The 11,806-nt window shown below is 75.5% G+C and carries 5 protein-coding genes; 2 read left to right on the top strand and 3 right to left on the bottom strand.

Features of this window, described 5'->3' with window-relative positions:
* Positions 1 to 138: 138 nt before the first annotated feature.
* Positions 139 to 1,797 (top strand): MFS transporter, encoded by a 1,659-nt coding sequence (locus KMS84_RS35205; RefSeq protein WP_256920603.1) that lies wholly within the window; start codon positions 139 to 141, stop codon positions 1,795 to 1,797.
* 497 nt (positions 1,798 to 2,294) lie between these two features.
* Here the strand turns inward: KMS84_RS35205 and KMS84_RS35200 are convergent, their stop codons facing one another.
* A complete protein-coding gene (locus tag KMS84_RS35200) occupies positions 2,295 to 3,485 on the bottom strand; it encodes an MFS transporter (protein ID WP_256920602.1) in 1,191 nt (396 codons plus the stop codon).
* Positions 3,486 to 3,834: 349 nt separating this feature from the next.
* Between KMS84_RS35200 and KMS84_RS35195 the strand changes: the two genes are divergently transcribed.
* Positions 3,835 to 5,481: a sigma-70 family RNA polymerase sigma factor gene (locus KMS84_RS35195; RefSeq protein ID WP_256920601.1), complete on the top strand. Its 1,647-nt coding sequence runs from the start codon at positions 3,835 to 3,837 to the stop codon at positions 5,479 to 5,481.
* 85 nt (positions 5,482 to 5,566) lie between these two features.
* Here KMS84_RS35195 and KMS84_RS35190 read toward each other — a convergent pair whose 3' ends face one another.
* Together KMS84_RS35190 and KMS84_RS35185 are read right to left on the bottom strand one after the other, a co-directional pair.
* Positions 5,567 to 10,708, bottom strand: a complete 5,142-nt coding sequence (locus KMS84_RS35190) for a hypothetical protein (protein WP_256920600.1) — start codon at positions 10,706 to 10,708, stop codon at positions 5,567 to 5,569.
* A 155-nt stretch (positions 10,709 to 10,863) separates the two neighbouring features.
* Positions 10,864 to 11,715, bottom strand: coding sequence for a pectate lyase (locus tag KMS84_RS35185; RefSeq protein ID WP_256920599.1), 852 nt, complete (start codon positions 11,713 to 11,715; stop codon positions 10,864 to 10,866).
* Positions 11,716 to 11,806: the final 91 nt, after the last annotated feature.

The following is an 11,806-nucleotide window of genomic DNA, read 5'->3' as shown; positions in this document are numbered from 1 at the left end:
CCGGAGGGGCGGGGGAGCGGGCGGGGCGGGGTGCGTCGCACCACGGGATGACCTGGGGCGACGTCCGTCCACGCCCCGGTCCGCCGTTCCCCGCATGCGTCGTCACCCGAGCGGGCGCAGACTGAGGTGATGACTGGCATGTACACCAAGCAGCAGGCGGGCGAGGCGCCCGCGGGCCGGGGTGCTCCCTCGCAGTCACTGGCGCTCGCGGCCATGATGTTCGCGGTGGCGATGACGTTCATCGACCAGACCATCGTGGCGATCGCGACGCCGGACATCGTCGACGAACTCGGACTGTCCGCCTCCGGCATGCAATGGGTCGTCAACGCCTATCTGTTGTCCCTGGCCGCGTTCTTCGCGCTCGGCGGACGCCTGGCCGACCTCTTCGGTCCGCGGCGCGTCGTCGTGGTGGGCACCGTCGTGTTCGTGGTCTCGTCCGTCCTGTGCGGCTGTGTGCCCCGGGGCGACTTCGCGCTGAGCTGGCTCATCGTCTTCCGCGCGACCCAGGGACTGGGCGCGGCCCTGCTCTTCCCCGCCGCGCTGGCCGTGGTCGTCGCCGTCTTCCCCGTCGAGCGGCGCGGGCGTGCGCTGGCCCTGTTCTTCGGCGTCACCGGGGCCCTGACGGCCCTCGGACCGCTGCTCGGCGGCTGGCTCACCGACTGGACCTGGCGCGCCATCTTCTGGGTCAACGTGCCCGTCGCCGTCGTCGCGCTGATCCTGACCTCGCTCTCCCACGTGTCCGACCGCCGCCGCGACGAGCCCTTGGACGTGCCCGGCGCCGCGCTCATCGTGCTCGGCATGGGCGCGAGCGTGCTGGGCTTCCAACAGGCGTCCGCGTGGGGCTGGGACAGCGTGTACACCTGGATCTGCATCGTGGGCGGCCTCGCCGTGCTCTGGCTGTTCTGCCGCTACGAGCTGCGCACGGCCCATCCGCTGGTCAAGCTCGCGGTCTTCCGCGACCGGGCCTTCGTGGTGGACGGGCTGGTGCTGTTCTTCTCCATGCTCGCGTTCGTCCCGCTGTTCTTCTTCGCCTCGGTCTACGCCCAGGTGTCGCTGAGCGCCTCGCCCAACCAGGCCGCCCTGTACCTGCTGTACGTCTTCGCCGGCTTCGCGATCGCCTCGCAGTGGGGCGGGCGGATCCTAGACAAACGCGGCGCCCGCCCGACGTTGAAGCTGGGCTGCGTGGTCGGGGCCGTCGGCTTCGCGCTCTGGGCCGGGAAGCTGACCGACCTGTCCATGCACGACCAGTGGCCCTACGCAGCCCTCGCGGGGGCCGGGATCGGCTTCGTCCTCGCGCCCGCGTCCACGGACGCCGTCAACCGGGCGATCGACGCCTCGTACGGCGAGGTCACCGGCATCACCCAGACCATCCGCAACTACGCGGCGAGCGTCGGACTGGCCCTGTTCGGCACGATGCTGACCCACTCCATGACGGACAACGTCAGGAACACGCTCGAGTCGCACGGGGTGCCGCCGTCGGCGGCGGGGGATGCGGCGAGGAACGTCGCGGAGTCGGTGACCGGGAGCGGCGACGAGCGTCAACTGAGCGGGGGCGGCGCGGTCGCGCAGACCTTGCGGGAGTCGATGTCCGCGATCCGCATGGATTTCGCCGAGGCCAATCAGTGGGTGTTCTACGGCATGGCCGTCGCCCTGGGCATCGGCTACCTGTGCGCGCTGCGGCACCCCGGCGGCAGGGGGGCCGCCGCCGACGGGGCGTCGACGCAGGGGGCGGAGGGCGCCGGCGGGGCGCAGGGGAAGGGCCCGGCCGGTCGGCCGCCCGCCCATCGTGAGCCGTGAGCCGTGAGCCGTGAGCCGTGAGCCGCGTGGTCTGCGCCGGGCCGGGGAAGCGGCAAGGTCGCCGCCCCGGCCCGTGCGTCAGCGGCTGCGCAGGGCGCTGGTGGTGAAGAATCCCGTGGCTGCGGCACTGACCAGAGCACAGACGGCCAGGAGGGCGGTACGTCGCATGGAGGGGCCTTTCCGGTGATGAACGACTGGGTCCTGCCCAACGCCGGTCCGCCCCCCGGCGGTTCGCCGGTGGACCGAAGCCACTCGTACGGACGCGTCCAAGCGGGTCCGGACCTCGCGCCGGGCGGAAGCACGGCGCACCCGCCCGGGCACCCGCACGACGCGAATCCGAGCCCCGCGGGCACCCGGGTGACGGCACGCCCGCGCGGAATCGCCCGCCCAGGCATACGCGCGACGGCACGCCACCGCCGGCTCGCGTGGCGAGGGGCGCCCCTCGCCACGGCGCACCGAGGACCGGCCTCGACGCCGGCCGGCTCCGTTCCTCGGTCTCACGCCCTCGCCGGCAGCGGCCGCCGGAACAGGTACGCGGCCGCGCTCGCCACGAGGACGGCCATGCACGCGATGAACACCAGCCCGGCGCCCTCCAGGCCCAGCGGGTCGGTCAGCAGGCCCACGCCGATCACCGGCACCGAGATGCCCGCGTACGCCACCACGAACAGCGTCGAGATGACCGCCGCCCGCCGCTGAGGCGGCGAAGCCTCGGCCACGGCCGACAGCGCCGCGCGGAACGCCAGCCCCTGCCCGGCGCCGCCGACGAGCGCGCTCAGCACCACCAGCGCCAGCGACTCCCAGCGCAGCGCGCCCGCGAGCAGCGCCAGCCCGGCCAGCAGAGCGGCGCAGCCCAAGGGCAGCGCCCGCCCCGCGCCGACCCGGCCGACGGCCGACTGCCCGCCCGTCGAGGCGAAGAACGCCAGCGCCACGACCAGTCCGCTGACGGCGTGGTTGCGCACGTCCAGGGACTCGGCGAGGAACGCCGGACTGACCGAGGTGAACACGCCGAACAGGGCGAACCCCACGAACGACGCGGTCGCCGCCGGCCCGAACACCGCGCGCACCTGCGCCGGCAGGGCCGGTCGCTGCGGCCGCACCGCGCCGACCGGCCTGCGCTCGCGCACCGTCTCCGGAAGCCGTGCCACCACGGCGACCGAGCAGGCCACCAGGGCCAGGTGCACGCCGAACGGCAGGTACAGCGGCCACGGGGCGTACTGCGCGAGCAGTCCGGCGAGCAGCGGGCCGCAGCCCAGTCCGCCCATGTTGGCGGCCGTCGCCACGAGGGTGGCCCGCGAGGCCCCGCCCTCGGGGGCCAGGTCCATGACGTAGGCCGTGGCCGCGCCCGTGAACAGACCGGCCGACAGTCCCGACAGCAGCCGCCCCGCGTACAGCCAGCCCAGCCCGGTGGCGCACAGGAAGCACACCGCGCTGGCGGCCGCACAGCCGAGGCCCCAGAGCAGCACCGTCCGGCGGCCCACCGTGTCCGAGGCGTTGCCCGCCAGCAGCAGCACCCCGATGACGCCGAAGGCGTACACCGCGTACACGACGGTGACCGTCAGCTCGGAGAAGCCGAACTTGTCCTGGTAGAGGCCGTAGAGCGGAGTCGGCAGGGTGGTGCCGGCCATGCACACGGCGAACACCGCTCCGCCGAGCAGACAGGGGAGCCACCCTCGGCCATCACGGTCCATGCCGGCGACAGTAGTACCGCCACCGCCGGGGCACGGGCCCGCTCCGGCGGCGAGTCGCCACGAGGGGGACCGCCCCGGCGGCCCGGGCGGTCCCGGCGGCCCGAGCGGGACGAGTCGGGATGGATGGCCGCAATCCGGCGATTCAGCCGACAAGAGCCGTGATACGCCTCGCCGGTTGGACGGGTTCGCACGGGGGCGCCGGAATGTGACCCCTTCCATTGCACCGGGGGCGTCCGGCGGACAGTCTCTGTCCTCGCACGTTTTTCCGAAGAACTGTTATCCGTCGTCCCCGTGGAGATCCCCGATGCGACGGACAGCATCGTTCGGATTCGACGACAGGGAAGCTGCAATGAGTGAACGGCACACGGTGGAGACGACGGCGCTGGTGACCGCAGCGCGAGCGGGAGACCAGACGGCCCAGGACACGCTCGTCGCCGAGTACCTCCCGCTCGTCTACAACATCGTGGGCCGGGCGCTGAACGGCTCCGTGGACGTGGACGACGTCGTGCAGGACACCATGCTGCGCGCCCTGGACTCCCTCGGGGCGCTCCGCGACCCGGAGAGCTTCCGCTCCTGGCTGGTCGCGATCGCGATGAACCAGGTGCGGGCCCACTGGAACCGGCAGCAGCCGGCCCGGGCCGCCGTGGAGGAGGCCGACGAGGTCGCCGACCCGGGCGCCGACTTCGTCGACCTCACCATCGTCCGGCTCCAGTTGTCCGGCCAGCGGCAGGAGACCGCGCTGGCCACGCGCTGGCTGGAGCCGGACGACCGGGGGCTGCTGTCCCTGTGGTGGCTGGAGTGCGCGGGTGAACTGACCCGGGCGGAGATCGCCGAGGCCCTCGCCCTGACGCCGCAGCACACGGCGGTCCGCGTCCAGCGGATGAAGGCCCAGCTGGAGGCGGCCCGCGTGGTCGTGCGGGCCGTGGGCGCCCAGCCGCCCTGCCCGGACCTGCGCGGTGAGCTGGCGGCCTGGGACGGCATGCCCTCGACGCTGTGGCGCAAGCGCATAGCCCGCCATGCGCGCGGGTGCGTCCAGTGCTCCGGCCTGTGGGGCGGGCTGGTGCCCGCGGAGGGGCTGCTGGCCGGTCTCGCGCTGGTCGGGGTGTCGTCCGCGCTGCTCGCCCGGACGCGCGCCGCCTCGGACACCGTCGCACTGGCCGGTTCGGCGTCCGCCCTCCCCGAGGGCGGACCCGACGTCACCGTGGAGCCGGGCGCGCGGCACTCGGCGGCCGGCCGCACCGCCTCGCGCACCGCGACCCGGCGTCGGCGGCGCACCCGGCGGCGCGCGGTCGGCGGCGCGGTCGTGGCGGCCTGCGTGGCCGGCGGCGGAATCCTCTGGTTCGGCCTGCGGCCGGAGGGCGGCGCCCAGGACAGCACCGCCGTACGGCCGGTGGACGACGCGCTGGTCACCGGCCGCCCCACGCCCGACGCGGCCGAGACGTCCCCCTCGCCCTCCGCCTCCCCGACGCCCTCCGCGTCCGCGTCGTCGTCGCCGAGCGCCAGTGCCTCGCCCAGCGCCCGCAAGAGCGCCACCGCGTCGGCGAAGCCCGCGGCGAAGCCGGCCGCGTCCCGGCAGCCGGCCTCCCGCACGCCGACCGTGCGCTCCGGGTCGTCCGACCGCTCGGCCCAGGTGATCGCGCTCGTCAACGAGGAGCGCGCCAAGGCCGGTTGCGGAGCCCTCACCGAGGACCCGCTGCTGCGCAAGTCGGCACAGGGGCACTCCGACGACATGGCCGCCCGCGGGTTCTTCGACCACACCAACCCCGACGGGGCCGACCCCGGGCAGCGCATCACGGCCGCGGGCTACCGCTGGTCCACCTACGGGGAGAACATCGCCATGGGGCAGCAGAGCGCCCAGGCGGTGATGACGTCATGGATGAACAGCCCCGGCCACCGCGCCAACATCCTCAACTGCGCCTTCAAGAACATCGGTGTCGGGATCCACGACGGGGCGGGCGGCCCGTGGTGGACGCAGAACTTCGGCGCCAAGCTCTGACCGCCCGCGCGGCCCGGAGCCCGTCGTGCGCGCCGGGCCGCCCCGCCGGTCCGCGGTGACCGCCCGGGGACGGACCTGACCGCGGTCACCCGCCCGGCGTCAGGTGGCGTCCCGGGTCGGCCATACGTCCCGCGCCGGTCCGGTCGGCCAGCAGGCGTCGTGCGGCGGGCTCGGGCATGCGCACGACCACCGGCTGCGGGAGCGTGACCTCCTGCACGGCGGTCGCGCCCCGCCCCGACACCCGGCCGGCGACCCGGGCCACGACCCGCACGTCCAGCGTGAACTGCACCAGGACCGAGGCGAACTTGGGCTTGTGCAGCGGCATCGAGCCGGCGCCGCCCCCCGCCGTGTCCACGGCGCTGCCGGTTCCGTCCATGACGCCGAGGAACTGGTTCATCCGGAACTCGTCGGCGTTGAGCACGCCCGCGCCGAACAGACCGCGGGCCGAGGCGCCGTGCTCGTTCGCCTGCTGCCCGTCGCCGCCCGTCGGGCGCGGCGCGTCCGGCGCGCTCTGCGCGACGGTCTCGAAGGTCATCTTGTCGCCGACGCCCAGCACCCGGCCGCCCCGGAGCCGGGCGTGCAGCGAGGTGTGCAGGTCCTGGCCGGAGGCGCCGGTCGCGTGCACCGGCGGGAGGTCCACGCCCGCGGCGGTCAGCAGCGGCAGCGCCGCGATCAGCCACTCCGTGGAGACGGCCTCGCGCAGCAGGTGGAAGCCCGCCTCGCCGCCGGTGCGAAAGCGCGCGTCGCCGCCGGCCCGCCGCACCGCGTCGTCCACCGCCTGCTGCACCCTGGGCGTTCCCTGGAACCCGTTGACCTGCGCCTCCATGGGCAGCCGCACCCCGCCGGCGCGCCAGGGGCCGAGCCGGTCGGCGTCGCCCTCGGACGTGTCGAGCCCGCGTCGGCCGACCTGCCGGGACGGGACCGCGACGAGCTCCGACAGAGCGCGCAGGTCGGCCGTGAGCACGCGATGGGTGAGGCTCAGCCCCTCCAGCTCCGCCAGGGCCACCCGGCGGGCGCCGTCGAAGACCTCCAGCCGCGCCGCCACGGGCAGGCTCATCCGGGCCGACGGGGCGGACGCCGCCTCGGCGACCGTCTTGACCCCCGTCTGGGCGCGCCCGGCGCTCGCCGAGCGCCGGGAGTCACTCGTCGACACGCCGAGGCCCGCGGCGGCGCCGACGCCCTTCAACTGCCCGGCGCCGCCGTCGGGTTTGCCCGAGCCGGCCAGCACGCCCTCGACGCCCCGGGTGTCGCTCTCGTCGTGGGCGGCGGCCCGCTGGGCCGCGGCGGAGGTGATGTACTCCATGTCCCGACCGTCGGAGGCCATCCGCGCATAGCGGCCCCGGCCGGTCCGGCGGACGCTGAACACCGCACGGTAGGGCCGCCTGCGGCCGTCGAACAGCTCGACGCCGACGCCCCCGTCCATCGCGCTCGACAGCAGGCCCGCCGAGCCGTCCCGGTCCAGCACCCTGAGCAGCCGCTGCACGTTGTCGTTGCGGTCCGTCAGCCGGGTCCGCGGCAGGAGGTCCTCGGCGAGGGGCGCGCCGAGCCTGCCGCGGATCGCCTCCAGCAGGGGCACGAAGTCGGGAAGGTCCTCGATCATGCCGAAGCCGAGCGGCAGTCTGCGGGGCAGGCCGGGGACGGGGACCGCCGACGTCCTCGCCGCGGCGCTCCCGGAGCTCCCGGCGCCCCCCTCGGCCTCGTTCTCGGCCCCGCGCGTCCGCGCCGACCGTGAGGTCCCGTCGGCCGTCCCTTTGCTCGTCGCGTCGGCCGTCCTGCCGGCCGGGGCGGCGGCCGCGTCGTCGCGCCGTTCCTCGCCGGGCACGGTCAGCCCCGCCGCCCGCACCTGGTCCGCGGTGAGCCAGACGGAGGCTCCGGCCGGCACCGTGCGGCCGCCACGCGCCACGTACGGGCCGCCGCCGGTCACCTTCACCTCGGCGACCATCCGCACCACCAGGTCGCACTGGACGAGATGGAGCGCGCTCTTGCGCGAGGTGTGGGCGTTGCGTTCCACGGTGCCGACGAGCGTGTGCGCCGCGGTGTCGCCGGCGCCCAGGGTGCGCCCGGCCGCGACGCCCTGGGCGAGCCGCCACTCGGCGCCGTTCTCCAGTCCCGTCAGCCCGCCCTGCACGGTGGTGCTCCGGCTCTCGCCCTCCTGGCCGGTGACCTGGTGTCCGCCCAGCACGAAGGTCTCGGTGCCCGCCCCCGTGCCCTGGTGCACGATCCGGGGCGCGGTCAGCGCGAACCGGACCCCGACCGCGCCGTTCAGCTCGGCCGAGCGGCGCGCGTACCGCAGTCCGGGCACCACCCAGCCCGCGGACACCGCCTGCCGCAGCGCCGCCGTCACGGCCTGCGGACTGAACCGTTCCTCGATCGCGAGCCGGGGCGCGAGCCCCTCCGTCTCCAGCGCCCTGTCCCTGCGCGGCCGCCCGGCGGCATCGTGCCGGTTGCGCGCGGCGGCCTTCGCCAGCAGGTCGAACACCAGGTCGCGCACGGGCTGTCCGTCGCCCACCGTCTCCACCAGCGTCCAGTCGCGCAGGCCGCCCCCGCCCAGCTGGGCGGGGGCCAGGCCCGCCAGGTCGCCGATGCCCGCCGCGCCGAAGTCGGCGCGCCCGGGCACGTGTTGGGCCCTGCGGGAGGCGGCGCCCGTCTCCAGTCGCTGTTTGCCGGCGTCGTCCAGGGTGAACGCGGTGGGGGTGAGCAGCCGGACGTCCTGCGCGTCGAGCGGCAGCGTCCCGAGGTGTTCGGGCGTCGGCGCGTCCCGGCCCGGCGCGCCGGGGGTGAGGGCACGCGCCGCCTTGCGCTGACGGCTCGTCATGGTGACGTCCACGCTCAGGCTCAGCGCCCCGCCGAACACGCTCGCCTTCTCGGAGCCGTTGGTGAGGACGTCCGTGCGCACGGTCGGACCGGCCTGCCCGCGCCGGGTCGTCGTACGGCCCTTCTCGGCGCGCGCCGACAGCGTCAGCGCGCCGGGGATCAGCCGGAACTGTCCGAGCGCCATCCCGGCCACGGTCCGCGAACTCGCCCGCCCGCTCTGCACGCCGGCGGCGACACTCGCGTGCGAGCGCACCAGCCAGTCCTCGGTGTCGCCGAGATAGCCGGTCTCGCGCAGCGCACCGGTGACCCGCACCTGCACGTCGTGCGTGTGGAAGCGCGACTTGCGGCGCATCCGCACCCGGACGCCCGACGACAGCAACTGGTCCTTGTTGACCCGCAGGTTGGTCTCCGACAGGACGGTGACCAGCTCGCGGTAGTTCCGTCGCTGGACCTCGGCCTCCTGCGGGCCGGGCTCGCTCTCCTGCTCCTCCTCGCCGAACGCGGGCAGATAGCCCGCCAGCCGGGGGTCGGTCGTGAACAGCTCCCGCACGGCGCGCATCATGGGCGCGGTGTCCAGACGGCTGATCGCCACGCTGGACCCCATCGCACCGAACGGCAGATGCCGCACGAGATGCCCGGGGGCGCCCGGGTCCCCCTGCTCCTCCTGTTCCGCGACGGCCCTGCCCTTGCCCTTCGCGTCCTGCGCCCGCGGCGGCCGTTCCACGAACGGGCCCGCGGTCACGCCGTCCGGCAGGGGCAGTCCCAACTCCTGCGCCTCGTCGGCGCGCAGGCTGATCCACACCCGCATGGAGTGGTGCGCCGTGCGGCCGCCGCCCCGCGCCCGGGTCAGCGGCGAGCTCGGACCGCTGCCCTCGACGGTGAACCGGACCGTGCCCAGGTAGAGCACCTTCTCGCCGCGCACCTCCGCGCCCTGCCTGCTGGACACCGTCTGCTCGGCGACGGTGAAGCGCGTCCGGCGCGCGCCGACGACCGGCATGACCGTGCCGCGTACGGCCGCCGCGTTGCCGAGGACGCCGAATCCCGCCGCCGGGCCGACGCCGAAGGCCGCGCCGCGGCCCTTGCCCGCCGCGTCCGTCACCGCGTGCTGGGCCTGCTGGTGGGTGCGCAGCTGCGTCCTGCCGGTGCTCCAGCCCGGAGCCAGTTCGGTGACCGCCGCGCGCATCCGGTAGGTGCCCGTGGTGCTTCCGTCCCGGCTGGTCAGGTCCTCGCCCACCACCCCGTCGCGCAGCAGCCGGGGCAGGTCCTCCAGCACCGTCGCGGTGGCGGTCGCCTCGTAGAGCCTGGCCCGACCCGGAGCGCCGGGCCAGGTAAGGGACGGATGCAGCGCGGAGGCGACGGCGTCGAAGAGCCCGCCGCCGCCCTGGTGCGGGCCGGCGGCGTCCGCGACGGCGAGCGGCGCCATCGAGTCGGCCAGGGACACCGCCCGCGCGGTCGCGGGCTCCACCGGACGCGGCGGCGGGGACGCCCCGGCGGAGACCGGCACCAGATGCTCCACCGGCACGCGCATGGTCAGGGCGCCGGTCCCGCTGAAGCGCTGCGCCGCGCGCCCGCCGTCCTGGCTGACCCGCACGCCGTAGCGCACGCGGCGCGGCACCTCGACGGACCCCTTGTCGCTGCGCAGCACCCGGGGTTCGGCGACGGCGCGCTGGGTGCGCGAGTCCCGGGAGGACTGGAACGGCTGGGCGTTGACGGTGGCCGCCGCGCCCGCCCAGACCGCCGGCGCCACCGGTGCCAGCCCGAACGCGGTGAACGACAGCCCCTTGGACGCGGAGGACCCCGTGCTGTGCGCGACGGCCGACGTGCTCTGGTGCTGCACGTCCACCTTGGTGGCCGCGCCCTCCGCGTCGGGGCCCGCGAGGGAGAAGACGCCCGGGCGGTCGTCGTCGGCGGGGGAGAGGGTCACCGTGACGTCGTAGCGGTCCGTGCCCCGGGGGCCGGTGACCGCGAAGGCGCGGCCGCTGCCGTAGAACGACTCCGGCCGGCCCGCGAGTTCGGCCCCGATCTCGGCGACGACGCCGTCGCGCCGGCCGATGCGGGCGGCGAGGGTGTCCGTGACGAACTCGTGGCCGGTGAGACCGTACGCCGTGGACAGCCCGCCCGCCTCCATGTACCGCAGATACGGCGGGAGTTCGAGGGCGTCGTCGTCCACCTCGGAGACCGCGTCCAGTGCCGGGCGGCTCGCGCGGCCGGCGAGGTCCGCGCCGGTCCGGCGGGCCGGTCCGGCGCCCTTCAGGGCCGCGACGGTGGCCGCGTTGCCCGCGGTCTGCTGGAGCCCCAGCAGCGGGTTCGGCCCGCGGCCGGAGCCCGCCGCGCGGGGGCCGCGGGGTGTCAGGGGGGACCGTTCCCGGGCACTGCCGTGACGGTCGTCGCCCGCCTGTCGTCGATCTTGCACGCGCGTCAGCGTAAGGACGCTCCCGACGGCCCGGCGGGCGGTGCGCGAAGTGTTCAACTTCCGTACGCCGGAACGTCGTCGACCCCGGCGCGACGAGGCCGGGTCCGCGACGAAGCGGATGACGAACCCGATGTCCGCGACGATGCCGGGTCGTGTCAGCGGAAGGCGATGTCGGCCCGGTCGAAGAGGCAGTTCACGCCGTCCGCCGTCGCGTCGGGCTTCTGGGCGGGGCCGTCGCCCGTGCCGCCGAACGTACGGCAGGGCACGATCGCGCGGTCGGAGTCGCCGAGCACGGTGACGCGGCTCAGCCGGGCGGTGTCGCCGAGGCCGGCGTTGAGCGCGACCAGGTCGCCGCCGGGAGCGGTGGCCGTGACGTCGTCCAGCACCACGTGGCGCGGGAGCCGCTTCGCGCAGTCGCCGCAGGAGCGGACGAGGGTGCCGAAGCCGGCCACCGCGAAGTCGCGCACGGTGAGCGTGCCGGCGCCGTCGAACCGGAACACCTCGTCCGCGGCCCGGGCCGCGCCGCCGCCGCTCACGACGTACCTCGCGTCGGGGGACCCGCCGAGGAAGGTCGCGGCGTCCCCGCCGACGTCCTCCCAGTACACGTTCTCCAAGGTGCAGCTGCCCAGACAGCGGACGCCGTCGGAGGCGGGAGAACCGAGGACGACGTTCTTCAGCACGGCGCCGTCGGCGAGTTCGAACAGCGGCTCCCGGCCCTCCTTCCGCCCCTTCTCGCGCCCGTCCCCGGCCGGCGCGCCCGCTGCGGTGAACCGGGTGAGCGCCCCGTCGAAGACGTCGGTGACCCTGCGGGTCGCGGTGAGCTGCTCCTCGCCGGCCGCGCGCGGCACGGCGAGCCCGCGCATCCGCGCCGCGGCGCCGCCGGTCTCGGTCGCGAGCGCGGCCTGCGCCGCGATCGCGAGAGAGAGGACCGCGGCGGCGACCGCGGCGATGATCGGGGTTCTGTTCTGGGACCTGCGGTGGCCGGAGTGGGGAGAGCGAGCCGTCACGTGATCACCGCGCCTTTTCCGAAAGCAGTCGGGACTGCATACGGGCACGACGCCATGGGCGTTCAGGCGAGGGGCGGGGAGGGGCGGAGTG

The sequence above is a fragment of the Streptomyces hilarionis genome, assembly GCF_024539675.1.
GTDB lineage: Bacteria > Actinomycetota > Actinomycetes > Streptomycetales > Streptomycetaceae > Streptomyces > Streptomyces hilarionis.
This window is presented reverse-complemented; position numbering and strand designations above follow the sequence as displayed.

Bases quoted from the DNA above. Each gene is read 5' to 3' on its own strand.
- KMS84_RS35195 (WP_256920601.1), top strand. From the start codon at position 3,835: ATGAGTGAACGGCACACGGTGGAGACGACGGCGCTGGTGACCGCAGCG.
- KMS84_RS35205 (WP_256920603.1), top strand. From the start codon at position 139: ATGTACACCAAGCAGCAGGCGGGCGAGGCGCCCGCGGGCCGGGGTGCT.
- KMS84_RS35200 (WP_256920602.1), bottom strand. From the start codon at position 3,485: ATGGACCGTGATGGCCGAGGGTGGCTCCCCTGTCTGCTCGGCGGAGCG.